This window comes from Paludibaculum fermentans, from assembly GCF_051172195.1.
Classification (GTDB): domain Bacteria; phylum Acidobacteriota; class Terriglobia; order Bryobacterales; family Bryobacteraceae; genus Paludibaculum; species Paludibaculum fermentans_A.
In genome coordinates this window covers 54,709-73,947 of sequence record NZ_JBPJAQ010000003.1, presented here as the reverse complement: position 1 = coordinate 73,947, position 19,239 = coordinate 54,709, and the positions used below count along the sequence as shown (strand labels likewise).

Below are 19,239 nucleotides of genomic sequence, written 5' to 3'. Positions count from 1 at the left end.
ACCGTGACTCAAATCACACAAGTGAGTACGGTTCGAGAATCATCGACTCGGCGAAGAGATCCTGGAACGCCGGATCGGCCGCCAATTCGACGTGCGTGGTGCGTTCCAACAGACGCTTGAGCCTTTGTTGCCGTGCACTTGGCGACAACAGGAGGAGGCGCGCGCCGCGCAGCGCGGAATTGCCGACCGGTTCGACGGGACAATTTTGCGGAAGCAGGCCAATGGCCGTTGCGCTGGCCTCGCGAATATAGTTGCCGAATGCGCCGGCGAGGTAGAGTTTCTCCGGTTTCAGGGTGGAGAGCATCTTCAAACCGGCAGCCATTGCGCCTTTGGCGAGCTGAAGTTCGCGCAGATCGCCCTGCGAAAGAGTGACTTCGCCGGCCAGTTCGACGACCCTGCCGGGCGTCATGACGCGGCCGTTCTGGCGCACATAACCCAAGTATCTTGAAGCAGCTACGGCGTCGACGAGACCGCTGCCGCAGAGGCCGCGCGGAGGAACTCCGCCGATGATGCGGCACTCGAAGCCGCGACCGACGGGATGAACGCTGTCGATGGCTCCGGTGCCGGCTCGCATGCCTTTGGAAATGCGTCCGCCTTCGAAGGCGGGGCCGGCGGCGGTGCTGGCACAAACAATCTTTCGATGGCTACCTACGACGATTTCGCCGTTGGTGCCGATGTCGAAGAGGGCGGTGACCTGGCTGGACTCGTCGAGGCCGGTGGCGACGATGCCGGCGAGCAGGTCGCTGCCGACAAAACCGCCCAGATTCGGCAGGAAAGTGGCCGGACCGGGCCAGTCCAATTCAGCGGCGGTGAAGGAGACGGCGCCCAGGTGGGGGGATTCGAAGGGCACGCTGGCGAGCGGCTCGACGCTGAGGCCGCAGAACAGGTGGTGCATGGCCGTGTTGCCGACCAGGAGGATCTCCTCCAGTGCGTCGTCCTGCGCCAGGCGGCGGAGCATGGAGCCCAGGTCGCGGCGAATGAGCACCGTGAGGACGCCGGGGTGCTGCAACTCGTACTGGATGCGGCTCATCACGTCCGCGCCACAGCGGGCCTGCGGATTCAGCGCGGTTTCGACGCCGAGGACCTCGCCGGACGCCAGGTCGACCAGTTGCACGACGAGGGTGGTGGTGCCGAGGTCGACGACGGCGCCAAAGCCCTGGCGCGGCTCGAGGGCGACGGTCTGGTCATCAGACAGGATGCGGGCGGTCCACTGCTCGATTTCGACCGTGACGGGGCCGGCGGACCCGGCTGTGCAGGCAAGACGCCAGCCGGCGGCCAGATCCTCTTCGGAGATCACCTCGCGCATCTGGCTGGTGACCGGGACATCGCCCACCACGACGCGGACGCGGCAGCCGCCGCAATTGGCTTCTCCACCGCAGGGGAACTCGACGCCGGCGGCGAACAGGAGGTCTGCCAGATGCTCGCCCGGCTTGGGCTGGAGTTCGAGTCTCACTGCCGTGTGCGGGCGAACTGAGTCATTGCTTCGACGTTGGCGAGGGGAGTGCCGCGGGGGACTTCGCAGCCGGCGCCGACGATGTAGTTGGGGCCCGCCTGGGCGTAACACGCGGCCAGGTGGGCGGTGACGGATTCGGGGGTGCCATCGCGGAGAGCGCGGACGGGGTCCATATTGCCGAGGAGAACCTGCTGATCGCCCATGGCGGCGCGGGCTTCGTCGAGGGGAGCAGGATAGTCGAGATCGACGATATCGGCTCCGGCGGAACCCATGTCGCCGAGGATGCGGCGGGTATTGCCACAGATGTGAAGGCGCACGGGGACGCCCATGGCGCGGATGCCGGCCAGCAGGCGTTTTTCGAACGGCAGGACGAAGTTGTGATAGATGCGGGGGCCGACGAGGGAGGCGGCGGCGTCACCGATACCAATGAGAGTGGCTCCGGCTTCGACCTGAGCCTGGGCGAAGTTCAACTCCATGCGGACGGCGTAGTCGAAGAGGGCCTCGACGAAGTCCGGGTCGTCGCCGAAGTCCAGCATGAGGGTATTGAGGCCGCGCAGGTCAGACGCCATGGCGCAGGGGCCTTCCACCCAGCCTTCGACGATGCGGGTGTCGCCGGTCCTCTCGGCGAGCAGGCGGACGGCGCAGACGCGGTCGCCCATGCGGCCGGCGGCGGGATCGGGCAAGGCGAGACCCGAGAGAACGGCCTTGTCGTGGATGAGGGCCTTGCTTTCGTTGATGGCGGGCGGCTGGTCGTCAAACCACTCAATGGCGGCGCCGAGGTCGCTGGCTTCGCGGGCGGGATCGGAGATGGCGGAGACGTAGTCGAAGTCGAAGCGGTCGGCCACGGTCAACTGGGCCTGGACCAGGGCTTCGTGATTGCGGGCGTAGACACCGTAGGAGATGCCCGCGATATCACCGGCGTACATCATGGTGATGGGCATCAGCGGCAGCGAATCGGGCGTGCCGTGCTGGAGTCGGGCGAGGATGCGTTCTTTGCCGGTCATGGGATTGCCTGTCAAGCGGTGGCGGTACGGCGGATGTCTTCGGCGCGGACGATGGACGGATCGTAACTGGCGGCGATGCGCTGGCCGGGCTGGGTGATGAGGAAGTCGGAGCCCTTCCAGTCGCCCTGGATGAGGCGGCGCACGAGGATGAGGTTGCCGACGAGTTTCTCGAAGGTCCAGCCGCGTTCGGCGGCTTCCCAGCGAGCTTCCTCTTCAAAGCGGGTATCGGCTTCGAGGCCGGTTTCGATGAAGGTGAGGCGCTGATAGTTGGAGCGGTAGCGGGTGAGCTGTTCGTAGAGGTAGCGGCCGTTGTCCTCGCCGTACTTGGCGATGAGGTCGGCTTCGGAGACATCCATGCCGACCGTGTTGTGAGTGAGCTGCTGGAGGCCTTTGCCGCGTTCGAGCCAGCCGGTGGAGCGGTAGTAGGTGCCGGGGTGTTCGTCGAAGTAGCGCTGGTATTGCTCGCGGCTGCCCATGAGGAGAGCGATGCAATCGTGGGCGCGGGGCAGCACGAGCATGGTGTCGCGGGCCTCGAGGCCATGCAGGCCATTGCCGCAGAGGCCGTAGCCCAGCAGGATGGCGTCGAACTGTCCGGCGGGGACGGCGTCGATGCGCTTCTGGAGATCCTGGGCCATGGCCTTGCCGCCGAGGTCGTGGAGGCCCTTGGGCATGAACTCGACGTCGACCTGGTGGGGCGAGCGGGCGAGTTCCGAGCACATCTCGCGGAAGAGCACTTCGCAACTGATCAGTTTGAGGCGCATGCGGCGTTCCTTGTCGCGACGAGGGCGCGGATGAATTCGGGATTGGTGCCGCAGCAGCCGCCGAGGAAGGAGGCGCCGGCTTCGATGAGCAGGGAGTAGTGGCCGGCGAAGAAGGCGGCGGAGGTGGTGTAGACGACGGCTCCGGCTTTCACTTCGGGCAGGCCGGCATTGGCCTTGATCCAGATGGGCAGGGAGCAGGCGGCCCGGAGGCGCTGGCAGACGGGGGCAAAGCGTTCGATGCCGGCTCCGCAATTGGCGCCGACGACATCGGCTCCGGCGGCTTCGAGCTCGCTGGCCACGGTCTCTGGCGTGGAGCCCATCATGGTGCGATCGAGGTTTTTGCCGGAATCGAAGGCGAAGGAGACGATGACGGGCAGGCCGGCCTGGCGGACGCCGGTGAGGGCGAGTTTGGCTTCCTCGAGGTCGCTGAAGGTTTCGAGCAGCAGGGCATCGGCGCCGTTGGCGGCGAGGACACGGGCCTGTTCGGCGAAGGCGCTGGTGACCTGTGCGGGGTCGAGGTCATCGGTCAGGAGCATTTTGCCGGTGGGGCCCATGGAGGCAAAGACGAGGGCCTTGCTGCCGGCGGCGCGGCGGGAGATGGAGACACCGGCGCGGTTGAGCGGCTCGACGAGGTCGGCCAGGCCGGAGTCGGCCAGGGTGATGCGGTTGGCGCGGAAGGTATTGGTGAGGATCACCTGGCTGCCGGCTTCGACATAGGCGCGGGCGACGGATTCGACATGCTCCGGATGCTCGAGATTCCAGGTGTCGGGCACCACGCCGAGAGGCAGCCCGAGGGACTGGAGCTGGGTGCCCCAGGCGCCGTCGGTGATGAGCGGGCCGTTGGCGAGCCAGGCAGCGAGGCGGCTCATGCCGGTGCGCTTTCCGCGACGAGTTTGCGGGCGAGAGCCACGGCCGCGTTGGCATTGTCGCTATAGCCATCGGCGCCGATCTCTTCCGCGAACTGCTGAGTGACGGGCGCACCGCCGACCATGACCTTGACCTGATCGCGGACGCCGGCTGCCTTGAGGGCATCGATGGTCTTGCGCATGGACGGCATGGTGACGGTGAGCAAGGCGGAGAGGGCGACGACGCGTACCCCTTTGTTCTGGATGGCGTCGATGAACTTCTCGGGCGCGACGTCGGCGCCGAGATCGATGACTTCAAAGCCGCCGCCTTCCAGCATGGAGGCGACGAGGTTCTTGCCGATGTCGTGGAGGTCGCCTTTGACGGTACCGATGGCGACGCGGCCGGCGGGCTCGATGCCGCTGGCGGTGAGCAGGGGCCGGATGAGATGCAGCGAGCCTTTCATGGCGCGGGCCGACAGCAGGAGCTCCGGCACGAAGTAGTCTTCGCATTCGAAGCGGCGGCCAACTTCGTCCATGGCCGGGACCATGTAGTTGGTGATCAGGTCGAGAGGAGTGACGCCTTCAGCGAGGGCCTGCTCCGTCACCGCGATGGCGGCTTTCTGATCGCCGTTCAGAACCGCGTCGTAGAGCTTCTGAAGATCTGCCATGAGGAATCTCCTTGCTGCGGGCGTAGAGCCCGTAATAGCGACAAGCGTATCTAAATCTCCGAAAAGGGTCAACTTTGCTTTTCGTGGCAGTTTCCAGCCTAGGCGAAGAGGATACGGCAGGGCTTGCCTTTCTCGGCCTGGATGCGAATGCCGGCGGGTTCGGGGGTCATGCGGACGGGGCGGCCGGCGGCTGTGATCTCTCCTATGGATTGGCCGGCGGGCGGGCGGATTACTAAGGACAGAGTCGCGTCGGGACGGAGGGTGGCTTCGGTGGCTTTGCCGCCGGACCATTGGAGATCGACTTCGGCGCCGCCCCGGGCGCGCAGGCCACGGACGGAACCTTGCGGCCAGGATTTGGGCAAGGCGGGCAGCAGGTGGAGGGCGCCGTCGTGGCTCTGGAGGAGCATTTCGGCGATGGCGGCGGCTCCGCCGAAGTTGCCATCGATCTGGAAGATGAAGCCGCTGCCGGCAGGGTGGGTATCAAAGAGGTTGTGGGAGGTGCTCTTGCGCAGGAGCATGACGATGGACTCGTTGGCCTGGTCGCCGTCGTGGAGGCGGGCCCAGAAGTTGATGGCCCAGGCGCGGCTCCAGCCAGTGTAAGCGCCTCCGGCCTGAAGGCGGCGTTCGAGGGAGACGCGAGCGGCGCGGGCGAGGGCCGGCGTCTGGCGAGGCGTGATCTCGTTGCCGGGATAGAGCGGATACATGTGGGACATGTGGCGCTGGCCGGGCTCGGGTTCATCGAAGTCGAGGGCCCATTCCATGAGCTGGCCGTGTTTGCCGATCTGGTAGGGCGGGAGCTTGGCGCGGGCGGCTGCGAGCTGGGAGCGGAAGTCCGTATCGAGGTTGAGCGTAGTGGAGAGCTCGATGCAGTGGGTGAAGAGCTCGCGGATGAGGGCGATGTCCATGGTGCAGCCGGCGCTGGTTTGGGCGGTGCGGCCGTCGGGGGTGCGGAAGGTGTTCTCGGTGGAGAACGAGGGGCAGGTGGTGAGGTGGCCGGAGCCATCGTCATAGAGCCAGGCGAGGCAGAACTCGGCGGCACTCTTCAGGACGGGGTAAGCGCGCTGGCGGGCGAACTGGGTGTCGCCGGTGAAGCGGAGGTGCTCCATGAGATGGGCGCAGAACCAGGGGGCGCTCATATTCCAATTGGCCCAGGTGGGCGAACCCTGGCCGAAGGAGCCGACGGGCGCGGACTGGCGCCAGATGTCGACATTGTGGTGGGAGACCCAGCCGGGCAGGCCGTAGTTGACGGAGGCCGTGGCTGCGCCGTTGCGGCTGAGCTCGTCGATGAGGTCGAAGAGGGGCGCGTGGAGCTCAGAGAGATTGGTGGTCTCGGCGAGCCAGTAGTTCATCTGGGCGTTGATGTTGGCGGTCCAATTGGCGCTCCAGGGTGGGCGGACCTCATAGCTCCAGATGCCCTGGAGGTTGGCGGGCTGGGTGCCGGGTCGGGAGCTGGCGATGAGGAGATAGCGGCCGTACTGAAAGTAGAGCGCGGCGAGGTGGGGATCCGGTGTGGTTTCGAGGCGGGCGAGGCGTTCGTCGATGGGGAGAGCAGCGGCGGACTGGCCTCCGAGATCGAGGGCGACGCGGCGGAAGAGGCGCTGGTGGTCGGCGATGTGGTCCGCGCGGAGTTTGGCGAACGGGCGTTTGGCGGCCGCTTCGAGGGCTTTGGCGCACTTATCGGAGATGGCGGCGGCGGGCAGGTCGGGCTGTTGATCGAAGCCGCGGAAGCCGGTGGCGGCGGCGATGAAGAGGGTGGCGGAAGAGGCTCCGGTGACCTGGAGGACTCCGTTGTCGATGGAGACCTTGCCACCCTTCTGGATGACGTGAAGGCGGGCTTCGAAGAGCATGCCCTGGCCGGGGGTCTCGTCGAAGATGACGGGTTTGGCGGTGTTGCTGACGTAGTTGGGGTCGACGTGGGCGGGCGCCTTGCCGGCCATGCGGAGGGTGTCGGGGACGGGCGCGGTGACCTTGACGGGCAGGGGGTTCTGGAAGGAGGCGCGGAAGGTGAGGCCGGCGGGCTGGGTGGTGGTGAGCTGGACGACGATGACCTGATCGGGGTGGCTGGCGAAGACTTCGCGGGTGTAGGCGGCGGAATTGACCTGGTATTCGGTGCGGGCGATGGCGGAGTCGAGGTCGAGCTCGCGGCGGTAGTGGGTGGGCGGGGCGGCGTGGTCGAAGTGGAGGAGGAGGTCGCCGAGGGTCTGGTAGGACTCGTTGTAGGGGCCCTGCATCTGCTTGCAGAGTTCGTCGGCCTGGGGGTATTTGCCTTCGGCGACGAGCTTGCGGATGGCGGGGATGTGTTGTTTGGCGCCGGGGTTGTTGGCGTTGTGGGGGGAGCCGGACCAGAGGGTGTCCTCGTTGAGTTGGAGGCGTTCCCCGGGGGCTCCGCCGAAGACCATGGCTCCGAGGCGTCCGTTGCCGACGGGGAGGGCTTCGACCCAGGTTTGCGCAGGCTGGCGGTACCAGAGGGCGAGGGGCTTGGGGAGTGGTGGTGTTGCGGCGACTGCTGTTACGGCGGATAAGGGGGTGATGGCGGCGGCCTGGAGGAGGTGTCGGCGGGTGGGCTTCGGCAACATGGCGACTCCCAGGGTATCAGGGGCGGGTTGTTGGGCTGAATGGGTTTGGTCGGCCAGAGTCGTTGGTGGCTGGGGTTGGATGGAGGGGGTTGGGGGTTTGGTGCTTTGGCTTTGAGGGTTTGGCTCGGGTGTTGTTGATATTGCGGCGGGCCCCCGGCTGCGCCGGGGGTAAGGCTGGGGGTGGCTGGCGTTGGGGTTGGGGTTTGAGGCTGCGGCTGGAGCCGTGGAGGGAGAGCTGGAGGGTTCCGCACTGCTGGGTGAATGGGTTTGGTCGGCCAAGATTCCCTTGATTTGGGATTCAGGGATGGTCGGCGATGGTTCGGTCTGGTTGCTTTGGTTTAGTGGGTTTGGCTCGGGCGTCGTTGGGGTTGCGGCGGGCCCCCGGCTGCGCCGGGGGGAATGCTGGGGGTGTCTGGCGTTGGGGTTGGGGCGTGAGTTGAAGACTTCGGTGGGGGAGAGACTCGGTTGGCTGGCGGAATGGGTTTGGTCGCTCAAAAATGGTTGGGTTGGCGATTCGGGCGGCACTGGTTCGGGCGGCAGGGGCTGTGCCGTTGGCGGGGCAGCTTCGGGCGCGGGCGGAGTCATTGCGGCTAGTTCGGCTTCGAGCTTTTCGGGGCGGGCGCTGAGGGCTAGTTCGACTTTGCGGAGACGGGCCTGGATCCAGCCGTCGTAACGGTTGAGGGCCTGGATGTAGCCGCTTTGGCGGAGGACCCATTCGGTGGCGAGTTTCTCGTCGCCGCGGCCGTAGTCGAGGCCGGCATTGAAGAGGCCCTGCTCGCGTGCCTCGTGGAGGATGCGGTGGCCGTCGAGCATCCACCAGTCGTAGTGGAGGGCGCGACGGGCGGGGTCGGCGATGGTTCGGGTTTTGTCTTCGGCGATGGCGCAGAAGTGGGCCTGGAGGTGGGGCGGCATGCGATGGACTCGGGCGTAGGCTCGGGTGCGGCAGCCGTTGGCGGAGACGGTGGCTTTGCCGGCGGCGGTGCGGGGGCCGGTGGATTTGCGGGCGTTGGCGCGGTTGGCCGCTAGTACTACTGGGTCATAAAGTATCCGAAACTCCAGGCTCATCGAGGAAGCATTTCTTGATGAGGCATGACTCCTCGGCAGGTTTTTGGACAGGCTGTGAGTGAGGTACGTGGCCTTCTTTGCTTGGCGGCTGCCCGCCGACAGCAACAGGTGGCGATTTGTATCGGGCTACCCCGCCGGCCTTGCCATGCGCAGAGCCGGAAGCCCGGCCGACTCCGGGCAGTCGGCTATCAATCCAGTCTGGACCACCACCACCGCGGCGGCCTGCCGGCGTTGTCTCGCCATGCGGAGACGCAGCAATGTCGAAGTTCGCTCCAAAGCCTGGCATGCTGAGCCACGCGCCTCGCAGCATACCTGCCAGGGTTGAGATCGATTCTGCTGCCGGCCCTTAGCCTGATGTGGACCCGCAGTAAGGACAGTGAGGCAATTCCCTCAGCAGAAGGCGCGCCAACACAATGCGCAACGTCGCGATCGAGTGCGGGTTATGCCGCTCCGGGCGTGCTCGACGAACCGCGTGGCCGGAAGTCCGGCGCCGGCCCGAGGGCGGCGAATCCAAGATGACCGGCGCGGGCAGAGGGGGAAAAACGGTTCCGCTCGGCCACAAGGAACCCATAAGCTGCGATGCAAAGCGTAGCGTGATGGTGGAATCCGCGCCAGTTGCGACCTTCAAAATGGCCCAGCCCGAGTTCCTGTTTCAACTCCTCATAATCCCGTTCGATGATCCACCGGTGCTTAGCCATCCTGATCAACGCCTTGAGCTTGGTAGCGGGCGGCAACGTCGACAGCCAGTATTTGGTGGGTTCTTTCTCCCCTTGCGGCCATTCGATCAGCAGCCATTCTTCAGCACGCGGTTCCGCTTTTTCGTAATCTCGATGAGCCGGGCGTACGCGGACGGCGGCGAAGCGGGAATGCAACTTCCGGTCTGCGCCTTCACGCCATGTGATTTCCTGGAAGGCTGCCGGGGGCAGACTCATCGCCAACTGCTTGACCGAGACAGGTTGATGGTCGGCAGTCCGCTGCAATAGCCGCGGAGGTCTTCCCATCTTTCCTCGAGGCTTCGCCGGCAAAGGCTGTTGGCCGGGCTCCCAGACCGTGATCGAACCTTGCACCCCGACTGCATATTGCAGGTCGAGTGCGGTGAGTCCGTCACGAAACTCGGTGTTGATGCCGTAGGCCGCGTCGGCCAGAACCACGCCACGGTCCAACTTTGCAGCAACCGCCGCCCGGATCTGATCCAGCGCTATGTCCGGCTTGGTTTGAAACTCAACCTCCGTGGGGACTTCGGCCTTTTCCCGCCGCTCGGAATCATCGGCCCACTCCTTTGGCAGATACAGGCGATAGGCGATCGGCAGACTGGAACTCCATGTGGCCACTGACAGACTTACGGCTACCCGACAGTTGTCCTGTTTGCCCACTTGTCCGCAGTACTGACGGGCGACGCCCACCGAGTGCTTACCCTTCTTCGGGAAGCCTGTGTCATCCACGATCCAGGCCACCAGTGGCCCCTGTCTCCGCATCGCCGGCAAAACATGGTTACGCACTTCCGCGAGCACCGTCTCGTCGCTCCAGCGGGCCTTGGCCACCAAATGATGGAGAGACTGGCGCATCGGCTGGACGTTCTCCGGATCCAGGCGGGCGGCCATCGGCTCAATGCTCTTGCGTTCACCGGGCAATAGCAGGCCTTTGCAGTAGTTCTTCAAAGGGGCGTGCCGGTCTTCGTGCCCCGCGGCGTTCGCCAGGCCCTCCACATATGCCGCGAAGCGTCTCTCTTGTGGGCCTGGCGCAGTATGACGTGTTCCCACGAAACAATTCTACAACAAATTGTTCGTTTGTGACCCAGTAGTACTAGGCGTTTCTCGGAGATGTGAGTGAGGGGCATAGGGGGGTCCTTTTCTGGGGTCGCGGGTTAGTTGGGGTAGAGGCTCTGGACCAGGCGCAGTTCGGCGGCGAGGGTGCGGTGGCGGCGCCAGTAGCGTTCCTCGAGTTTGAGGGCTTCCTGGAGGGATTTGCGCTGGGCGGGGTCCATGGTGATCCAGGCCTGATAAGCGTGGATCCCGGGGCTGGCTTTGGCGACGAGTTCGTTGGTGTTGTCCCATTGGCGTTGGATTTGGAGGGTGAGGGCATTGGCTTCGAAGGAGGCGTAGCGTTCGGCGCGCCAGATGCATTCGGCCATGCGGTCGGCCAGGATGTGCTGGTAGGTGGTGGCGGGTTTGTACTGTTCGTGGACAGCGGCACGAACTTTCCTGAAGTACTCCTTGCGTTCGCAGAAGGTGGTGACGGCGGAGGCTTTGGGGCCGGTGAGGATGCCATCCTCGACGACCTTGGCATGGTGAGTGAGGAGGTCGATGTCCGGGAAGGCGCAATCGACTGGTTCGGGTATGTTCATAGGAAATGTCTTCTATACCCATTGTTGGAGAGGGTAAACCTAGGATTTAGGAGTGGAATATCTGCAATGTATTGATTGCAGGGGAGAAGATATTTTTGGAAGTCCCGTGATGAAGGAAGGTTCATGTGGGGAAATGGGGTGGTTCTTGGGGTGGGCGACGGAGGGGGTTGGGGGCTTTCGGTTGGGGGACGTTCACGCCCTGGCAACAGGGAGAGAGAGTTGAGCTTTCAGAGGTATTCGGTTGTGCCAGGGATGAACGTCCCCATGGGAGAGTGTTGAGCTTGCGGAGGTTTGCGTTTGTGCCAGGAATGAACGTCCCCTGGGCGGATTCGGTGGATTGTGGTGCCGTTGGCCCTTTTGGGACTAGGTCACGGTACACTCCTAGAAATAGCAAAGCGTCCGCATTTGTACTGTTTGGGACCGGCGGACTACTTCACCTGCTCCCAGAGGGTTGGATGGCATGAGCCCGGCTGACATTGATGCGCAAGTCGAACGGATTCTGGCGAGCCCCTTGTTCTCACAATCGGCGCGACTGATCCGTTTCCTGCGGTTCGTGGTGGGGGCCACACTCTCGGGTCGGGCGGACGATTTGAAGGAATACACCTTGGGCGTGGAGGTCTTCGATCGCGGCCAGGACTTTGATCCGCGCGTAGACAACATCGTCCGGATCCAGGCTGCGAAGCTGAGGTCGAAGCTGGTGGAATACTATGCGGGCGAGGGAGCCCAGGATCAGATCCTCATCGGGATCCCCAAGGGGAGTTATGTCCCGCAGATGAGGGAGCAGGCGGCCGCCGGGATCAAGGCCGCGCCGGCGACAGACGGGCGATCACGCATAGCGGTGCTGCCGTTCGTGAACATGAGCGCTGACGTGGAGAACGAGTATTTCAGCGACGGCTTGACGGAGGAGCTGATCAACCGCCTGGCCTGCGTCCCGGAGCTGCAGGTGGTGGCGCGGACCTCAGCGTTCCGTTTCAAGGGGCTGAACGAAGACTTGCGCGAGGTGGGCGCCAAGCTGAACGTGACGACGGTGCTGGAAGGCAGTGTCCGGAAGGCCGGCAACCAACTGCGAGTGACGGCGCAGCTCATCGACGTAAATACCGGCTTCCATCTCTTTTCGAAGACTTACCAGCGCGAGTATAAAGATGTCTTCGACCTGCAGGACGAACTGGCGCAGGCGGTGGCGGCTGAAGTGGCTCCGCAGGGGGGACGGCCGGGACCGGCGAGCCAGGAGACACGGACCGAGAACCTGAACGCCTACAGTGCGTATTTGCGGGGCATGTTCGCGTTGGGCAGCCGGTTTGTGGATCTGCGCCAGTGCCTGGATTGCTTTCAGGAGGCGCTGTCGAGCGCGCCGGAGTATGCGGCCGCGTGGGCAGGGCTGTCGCACGGGTATCTGCTGCTGGCCTGGTTCTATCGTGCCGAGGAGAGCGCGGCCGTGCCCTTGTCGAGGGAGGCAGCGGCGAAGGCGCTGGCGCTGGATCCCGATTCGGCGATGGGCCTGAGTTCGCTGGCCTCAGTGGAGTGCGCCAGCGACTGGCAATGGGCATCCGCGGAGGCGAAATTCACACGGGCGATTGAGCGGCAACCGACGCTTTCCATCGCCTACATCGCGTATGCCTTCTGGTGCCTGCTGCCCCAGCTTCGGCTGGGGGAAGCTCAGGCCGTGATCCAGCGGGGCCTGGCGGTGGATCCCTTCAATCCGCTGATGCAGGCGATTGCGGTCTATATCCACGGGCGGGCGCGCCATTTTGAAGAGGCGGAACGGCAGGGTGTCCTGGCGATGAACATTGCGCCCGGCTATGCCCCGATTCCAGCCTGCATCGGCTGCGCCCAGGAGTGGGCGGGGCAACTTGCACCGGCAATCGCAGCCTACCGCGAGGCGTGCAAGCTGTCGCTGAATGCCGGGTTCCCGCTATCCTGCCTGGGCCACGCGCTGGCGGCGGCGGGAGAGACAACGGAAGCGCTGCGGGTGCTGGACGAGTTGCTGCAGGCGGAGCAGCAATCCCCCGCCGATATCGGCCGGGTGCTGCTGGGGCTGGGACGGGAAGACGAGGCGCTGAATTGGTTGGAGCTGGCCGCGGAGCGGAGATCGGTTTATCTGCTGCGCGTACCGGGCGACCCGCGATTCGACCGGCTGCTGGCGCATCCGCGTTACCAGGCGGTGCTGCGCCGGATGGGGCTGCCGATCGGGGCAAGGGCTTCGGCCGCGGGCCGGACCGATCGCCGTTGAGGACGGCTAGCCTGAGGCGCGCTTCCGGCAACCCGGCAAGCGACGGTCAGGCTTCCCCTGCAGCTTCATGACGGACAGTCAGGGAGACGGGCGGCCACGGTGTGATTTGGAACCGGGGCGACCGCGGCAGGTGATTGCGCGATGGCGGCCGGGAGCTGGGCAAAGGACCTGCGGCTGAGGCCGGAAAGCTCCATGGCGATACGGCGGCGCACAGGGGGCAGCCTGTTGATGAGGGACAGAAGGCCATTGCGCAGGGCGAGTTTCGCCGCGCCGCGCAAGGTGGCGAGCGTGGTGAGACGGCCGGCCAGAGCCAGGACGCGGCTTGCCGCCGGGCGGCGCATTTTCCGGTAAGTGTCGAGGATCGCGGCGCCATCCGCCGAGCGGACGGCCCTGGCGAGCAGTTGGCCGAGAACGACGGCATCCACCAGACCGGTGTTCATGCCCTGGCCGCCCGCGGGGCTGTGGACATGGGCGGCATCACCCATGACGAGCAGGCGGCCGTTCCGGTAGTCGTTGGCCACGCGGTGGTGCAGGCGGAAGCGCGAGCTCCAGAGGACTTCTTTCACCTTGTCTGTGCCGGCCGCGGGTCCGCGTGAGTCGAGCAGAGCCTGGATGTCGTCGACTCCGGGCTGCTCCGGCGCCTGGTGGACGGTGGCCACTACGCGGAAGATGCCATTGGGCAGCGGCGCCACGACGACGAGGCCCAAGGGGGAGAAGAAGAGGGAGACTTCGTTAGCGAGCGCCCAATCCATGCGTACGTCGGCGAGGACGAAGGACTCCTCGTAGGTCCCGCCTTCGAAGCCGATGCCGGCGGCGGCGCGCACGATGCTGTGCATGCCATCGGCTCCGACCACATATTGGGCACGAAGGGAGGCGGGTCCGGAGGGGGTGGCCAGGGTGACCGAGACACCGGCGGGATCCTGGGTGACGGCGGTGGCGGTGACTCCGCGGAAGATGTGTCCGCCCAGGGCGGTGAGGCGGTCGCTGAGCACCTTTTCGGTGAGGTCCTGGGGGAGCATGAGCAGGTAGTGGTAAGGGGTGGGGAGCGGATTGAACTGGAGTTTCAGGAGGACTCCCTGGCGATTGCGGATGCAGAAGTTGCTGAGCGGTATGCCGAGTTGCACCAATTGCCGCGAAACTCCGAGGGATTCCAGCATTTCCAGGGTATGGGCATGGATAACGCCAGCGCGGGAGGTGTTGAGGCCCTGCTGTAATTTGTCGATGATGACGTGCTTCACTCCGGCCTGTTGCAGGGCAATGGCGAGGGCCATGCCGGTTGGGCCGGCGCCGACGATGAGGACTTCGGTGGCGGCCGGGAGGCATTCCGGCTGATGGAGCTGAGGGTGTTCTCCTGCGATCGGCGGAGGAGTGGATGGGGTCGACGATGGATGCAGCATGGTTTGGGGTCTCCTTGGTTAGGATGCGGTGGATGGGGGGTGGAGGGGGAGTAGCTTACCGTTCGAGACGTTGGTGAGAGGGGTAGAGGCGGCGGCGGGCGGCGGCCGGGATTCCCGACTGATCTAGGAGGTGATCTGGATGGGGTTGGGGGGTGGCGGCTGGGTTGGGGTTGGGGGTGCTGTGAGGTGTGAAGTCGAGGGGGCGGTTTTGGCTGGAGGATCAGGATCGAATTGGCCAGCCGGTGACTGGCCGATCGGGGGGCGGGCGGGGGTAAGTGGGCTGATTGGACGGGCTGCGTGCTCATCGCGGCTAGCTTTGGCATCTTCTGGTTTGCAGATTGGGGCGATGGTCAACCTTTGGTTTACAAATTGGGGAAGTCATAATCCTTGCGTCGCCGCGTCGACAGTGGTTGCCACGTGAGGCAGGAGCACTGGGGGCACTGGAACTGGCGTTGGACGCTCTCCAACCCGAAGCACCATCCTCGGACTACTGCACGGATGCGCTGTGAGATCTCGACCCGAGCTTGCGGTCGCCCCGAATCTCAGTGCCTTGCTATTGTATTCATCACCTCGGATTGGAGTTGGGTATTGGTGGGTGCGGCGTCCGACGCAAGGCCTCGTTTCTGGAGATAGCGCAACCCGGAATAGACAAGGGCACGGAAGTCCAGTTGCCAAGGTCGCGGGACTGAAGACCGAATTTCTCATCGGATTGTCAGTAGCAGACGACGCCGGCGTAACATGGAGCCAGTATGTTCAACGAGCAGATGATCGCTCTGAGGTCAATTGACAACCTATTCGAGGTTCCGTTCCGAGGTCCGCAATGCATGGTTCATCGAGACCACCGGTGGACTTTATTCATTCTGCACTGGGCTCAACAAATAGGGCTAGCGCCGACTCCCTGTAATCTTGTGATGTTTGACGCTCATGATGACGCTTGCGAACCAAGATGCAAGCCTCGCTTAGATCGTGTTCGCAAGAGCGGGCTGACAGCTGATGAACTCTTCGACATCTGCCGGGGTCGTCAGAATTCCGATGACGCCGATCGGCTAAGTGAACTTGATGATGATTGGATCCAGGCTGGAATGCTATTGGGCCTGATTGGAAGCGCCGTAGTATTCGGAGTCCATCGGCCAAGCTTCCACCACCAGTTGAAGGTTATAGATGCGCTGGATGAGGTACATACCGTAGACTTGCTTCCCCGCCCCAATACGTCAATGGGCTATCAAGGCGCATTGGGTGATTCGATACGAGTGAATCGCAGGGCTTGCGAGATCCTCGGATGGGAAGAGGATCGAAAGCTGCGTTGCTTTGGGCATTCAAACCCTCCGTTCCTTTTCGACATCGATCTGGATTATTTTGCGATCCCGTGGGAACAATATATCCTCCCCTGGACAGAGGAAATATTCCGTCACGAATTCCTGACTCCGTCGCGGCAGCACACGACACAAGGCTTGACAGCTAGAGATTTTATGGATGGCTTGCTAGATCGGGCGGCGCTGCTTACGATCGCGACGGAGCCTCGGCACTGCGGAGATGGCGAACTCGAAGGACCAAAAGTGGCGTCCATCCTTAATGGCCTGAACAACTTCGCCTTTGAAGGCCGAATGGACATCGAGAACTTGCGAAAGGGCGAAGTTGGCTCGCGATAGTGGAGGCTCCAGACCTTCCAGCTTGGAATAGTTCGTGGATTGACGGCTGTCCAAGATGATATTCTCGGGAGCAAATCGAACAATGCGGAACATGCGCTCAACGCCGTGAGCTGATCGCTAGTAAATCGAGAAGAGGAACAAATCGCGCCTCAGGACCTATTGGAACGCCTACGTAGGGCGCTAGGCCGCAGTCCGTTGTTTTGGACTGGATTTTGGGTCGGGCGGGAACCTCGTCCGAAACGGATTCCGTGCTTCAGGCAAGAGACTTACCGCGTCCAGGGCACGGACTTTCAGCTTGTTTTGAACAAAGGTGACCCTTGTCACGCTTCGGTCGAGGAGGCCCTGATCACGGCGGATAGTGGAACCTGCGGGCGGGACTGCATTTGTCAGGTCGGCCTATGAACGCCATCCGTACGAGCAGTCGAAGCCTCGTAGTCTCTCGCCATCCGGCCACAATGGGCAAACCGGCGATCTGAAGCTCCCAGCAAACCCATCATTTGCCGTTCGATCTCCTCCGATCTTGCACCAAAATGCGCTTCACGATGGTCGTCTGCACAGAGAGCAATAACATTCGTTGTCCTATCAGCACCGTCCTTGGCTAGTGCGATTATATGGTGAGTTTCCAAATACTGAGAACCGTCGGCCTTCATGAATCCGAGCTTGCCGCAAAATTCGCACTTGCCACCGGCCCGACGCAGTACGGCTGCGCGCACTCTTGGATCGCGTGCATACGTCCATGTCTCTAATCTTGTATGATTTGGCATATCTACACCAAGGTCTTCGACGGCATTTGCATTAACGTCTACATTGCCTTTGGTAAGTCTTTGATATAACTCATCCTCAGAATACAGACCCTTGACATATTTCCACGCCTTCCTGTTTCCGCCTCCTTCAAGCTCCAAGAGAGCTTCGGCAATCGCTGTAAAATCCTCGGGTATGAACTGATGATCTTGTGACCGCTTGATGATTGCATCACGCATTGGGCCATATTCCTTCTCCCATGCCTTCGGATTGATCTCACCAGACTTAGACCGCACTGCTACAAGGGCGAGGAGGGGAACGCCGGCGAGGCACGCCGCGGCGTCAAGCAGGTCACACATCTGTGCGATCGCACGCGAATGGTGTTCTGGACGTCCCATCAGCCTCGCTGCCTCTCCATATGTGAGTAGTTTGCTGTTCTTCGCAGTTGACTGAATAATGTCAAGCAATCTCCGTGCATCCTGATGCTGAATGCTGGCCATTTTGCTGCCTCCGTGCTTCCAATAATACTCAAACGAACCACGCCCACGAGTCAGGCGGCGCCCACCTGGGCGCATGCTACGATCGCACGATGATTGCAGCGGGTGCTGCTTCTGCGCCCTGCACTGCCCCCATAACCTTCCTTAGGGCATCTCCGAACAGTGGCATGCTGCCATCCAGCATGAACGGACGTCTTATTAGGCTTCTCACCGAGGCTGGGTATCTAGCGGGCCAGGTGAGGGTTAGGTAGGCTGGATGAGCATGCCGCTCGAACTTGTGCACATCGGTGAAGACCTTATCGAGAAAATGCTTTGCGAGATTTCGCGGCAGAGGCGGCTCGCGGAGGTCGCCTGCGCCGTATCGGGCCGGACATTTGCCGATGACGTCTGCGCCGGTGGGCTGATTGAGCCTCAGAAGTTCTCGGCAAACAAGGCCTCAGTTTGCGTCCAAACGGATCTAGGCGACTATGCCTGCGACGGAGCGCAAAGAATCGATGTATTGTGCGTGGGCGGCGAGCATGGAATTGCCATCGAGGCGAAGTTGGGTGAGAGTCTGATGCTGGGCGATCAGTTCCGGAAGAGGTTCTGCGCACCTTGCGAAGCCTCTCTCCACCCGAATCGACGCCTACGCGGCAGCATGATCGCTGTGCTGGAACGCTCCTTTCATGACGATGTTCCGAAGTGCTCAAAGATTGTCTGTCGCGTCGGGGACAGAACCGTCACCCTCGGTCTGGGGTGGTGGCTCGTTGTGCGCCGTTCCGTTCTGGCGCAGTGGATGAAGCGACAGGACGTTCCCGTGTCGCCCCAATTCGCGCGGGTTGTGGAGTTCGAGAGCCTGTTGGCGCTGTATGGGCGCGACCGGTTCGATGCGCTGGTCCGGGAAGTGGTGGGGGAGAAGGGTTTCGCCAGGGAATGGAGACTTGGGGCAGGTTAGTGCTGCGACAGTGCTGAAAGGCTTCGCCTAGCAACTCGTGTCATCGAGGTTACGGGTGTTCGAATGTTGCCACTCCGTTGAAGGCGCGCTGGTAGCCCGTCACTGGCGTTCCGGGACTGCGGAAAAGACGGGTTCCCTCTTCTTTCGCAGCCGCGAGGACCATGATTGACTCCCTTGGCTACGCTTCCGCCGCCGAGGCCCACTCCTTGCCAGTCGTGGTTCGCAGCGCGGCGGGGACCACTCCCTCACGGTCGTGGTTCGTAGCGGCTTGCTCCGCTTTGGCGGTATCGGGGTGCGTGGGTGAAGACGCGCGGATTGTGGCAGTGCCTGGTTCGCTCGTTGGTTGGAGGCTATCAGTTGCTCCCCCGCTCCTTTTAGTCGCGGCTCTGATCGCGGCTTGCTGCGCTTTGGCGGGCCGGGCGCGACTTGATTGAAGTTCTACGACTATCTCGATCGCTTCAGCGCGCGCAGGGCCGGGAGGTGTTCCTCCAGCCGTGGTGCGTCGAGGGTTCCCGTGCAGGCACTTGTGTACAATTCTCCCGATTCGGGGTCGGTTTGTGCGTAGACCAGGTAGAGTTCTCCGGGCAGGAATGAGAAAGTGCAGCCGGCGTACGTGGCTGCTACGGTGAGGCGTTCCTGGTGTGGACCTCGAAAGGACTCCTGGATGCGGAAATTCACATGGCGGTCGCCGAGGAAGCGTTGCGCCGGCCGGAAGCGCGCGATGAAGACGGCGATGTCGTCCGTCCAACTACGCTCCACGACGCCCAGGAAGACACGGCTGGACCGGCGGTAGGTTTCTTCCACGGAACGGTTGTCGCAGGAGCACATGCAGGCGCTCGCTGGCATGGCCAGCAGGAGTGACTGCGCGCAGAGGAGGAGCAGACGGGCCGGGTGCGTCATCGGGGTGACCTTTCGGGCGGGCTAGGCGGGACTTTGATACGGGCTTCTATGGTTCCGCTGGAGATGGCTCGCCGCACGCTGAAATTGACACCGGGGCGGCTGTGTTGGTTTCTGCTGGCCGGCGTGGAGTGCGGGGCTCGGCACGCTGGGGACGGGACTGGCTGCATTGCGGAGG

The 19,239-nt window shown here is 63.3% G+C and carries 14 protein-coding genes; 3 read left to right on the top strand and 11 right to left on the bottom strand.

Annotated features, from left to right (window positions below; translation table 11 throughout):
- Positions 1–13: 13 nt before the first annotated feature.
- From ACR9Y2_RS34300 to ACR9Y2_RS34265, 8 genes are all read right to left on the bottom strand, one after another.
- The gene (locus ACR9Y2_RS34300; RefSeq protein ID WP_435046416.1) at positions 14–1,453 is read right to left on the bottom strand and encodes an ASKHA domain-containing protein; all 1,440 of its coding nucleotides are present in this window, start codon (positions 1,451–1,453) and stop codon (positions 14–16) included.
- Complete coding sequence (locus tag ACR9Y2_RS34295) at positions 1,450–2,457, bottom strand: uroporphyrinogen decarboxylase family protein (RefSeq protein ID WP_435046415.1); 1,008 nt, start codon at positions 2,455–2,457, stop codon at positions 1,450–1,452. The genes ACR9Y2_RS34300 and ACR9Y2_RS34295 overlap by 4 nt, the downstream gene beginning before the upstream one ends.
- An 11-nt stretch (positions 2,458–2,468) precedes the next feature.
- Positions 2,469–3,218, bottom strand: coding sequence for a DUF1638 domain-containing protein (locus ACR9Y2_RS34290; protein ID WP_435046414.1), 750 nt, complete (start codon positions 3,216–3,218; stop codon positions 2,469–2,471).
- A complete protein-coding gene (locus ACR9Y2_RS34285) occupies positions 3,203–4,087 on the bottom strand; it encodes a homocysteine S-methyltransferase family protein (RefSeq protein WP_435046413.1) in 885 nt (294 codons plus the stop codon). The genes ACR9Y2_RS34290 and ACR9Y2_RS34285 overlap by 16 nt, the downstream gene beginning before the upstream one ends.
- Positions 4,084–4,731 (bottom strand): cobalamin B12-binding domain-containing protein, encoded by a 648-nt coding sequence (locus tag ACR9Y2_RS34280; RefSeq protein WP_435046412.1) that lies wholly within the window; start codon positions 4,729–4,731, stop codon positions 4,084–4,086. Before ACR9Y2_RS34280 ends, ACR9Y2_RS34285 begins: the two co-directional genes overlap by 4 nt.
- Positions 4,732–4,829: 98 nt before the next feature.
- Entirely contained in the window at positions 4,830–8,372 is a 3,543-nt protein-coding gene (locus ACR9Y2_RS34275) for a glycosyl hydrolase family 95 catalytic domain-containing protein (protein ID WP_435046411.1), read from the bottom strand.
- 440 nt (positions 8,373–8,812) lie between these two features.
- Positions 8,813–10,132 (bottom strand): IS701 family transposase, encoded by a 1,320-nt coding sequence (locus tag ACR9Y2_RS34270; RefSeq protein ID WP_435044547.1) that lies wholly within the window; start codon positions 10,130–10,132, stop codon positions 8,813–8,815.
- 104 nt (positions 10,133–10,236) lie between these two features.
- Positions 10,237–10,716, bottom strand: a complete 480-nt coding sequence (locus tag ACR9Y2_RS34265) for a hypothetical protein (RefSeq protein WP_435046410.1) — start codon at positions 10,714–10,716, stop codon at positions 10,237–10,239.
- Between the two features lie 460 nt (positions 10,717–11,176).
- Here ACR9Y2_RS34265 and ACR9Y2_RS34260 point away from each other — a divergent pair, with 460 nt between their 5' ends.
- Positions 11,177–12,946 carry a hypothetical protein gene (locus tag ACR9Y2_RS34260; protein WP_435046409.1) on the top strand — a complete coding sequence of 590 codons (1,770 nt, stop codon included), beginning with the start codon at positions 11,177–11,179 and terminating at the stop codon, positions 12,944–12,946.
- Between the two features lie 65 nt (positions 12,947–13,011).
- On the opposite strand, the gene ACR9Y2_RS34255 is transcribed toward ACR9Y2_RS34260, so the two are convergent.
- The gene (locus tag ACR9Y2_RS34255) at positions 13,012–14,343 is read right to left on the bottom strand and encodes an FAD-dependent monooxygenase (RefSeq protein ID WP_435046408.1); all 1,332 of its coding nucleotides are present in this window, start codon (positions 14,341–14,343) and stop codon (positions 13,012–13,014) included.
- A 911-nt stretch (positions 14,344–15,254) separates the two neighbouring features.
- On the opposite strand from ACR9Y2_RS34255, the gene ACR9Y2_RS34250 reads away from it, so the two are divergent.
- The gene (locus tag ACR9Y2_RS34250; RefSeq protein ID WP_435046407.1) at positions 15,255–15,992 is read left to right on the top strand and encodes a hypothetical protein; all 738 of its coding nucleotides are present in this window, start codon (positions 15,255–15,257) and stop codon (positions 15,990–15,992) included.
- A 386-nt stretch (positions 15,993–16,378) separates the two neighbouring features.
- Here the strand turns inward: ACR9Y2_RS34250 and ACR9Y2_RS34245 are convergent, their stop codons facing one another.
- Positions 16,379–17,233, bottom strand: coding sequence for an HNH endonuclease (locus ACR9Y2_RS34245; protein ID WP_435046406.1), 855 nt, complete (start codon positions 17,231–17,233; stop codon positions 16,379–16,381).
- 259 nt (positions 17,234–17,492) lie between these two features.
- Here ACR9Y2_RS34245 and ACR9Y2_RS34240 point away from each other — a divergent pair, with 259 nt between their 5' ends.
- Complete coding sequence (locus ACR9Y2_RS34240; protein WP_435046405.1) at positions 17,493–18,164, top strand: hypothetical protein; 672 nt, start codon at positions 17,493–17,495, stop codon at positions 18,162–18,164.
- Between the two features lie 444 nt (positions 18,165–18,608).
- On the opposite strand, the gene ACR9Y2_RS34235 is transcribed toward ACR9Y2_RS34240, so the two are convergent.
- The gene (locus ACR9Y2_RS34235) at positions 18,609–19,064 is read right to left on the bottom strand and encodes a hypothetical protein (protein WP_435046404.1); all 456 of its coding nucleotides are present in this window, start codon (positions 19,062–19,064) and stop codon (positions 18,609–18,611) included.
- Positions 19,065–19,239 lie beyond the last annotated feature (175 nt).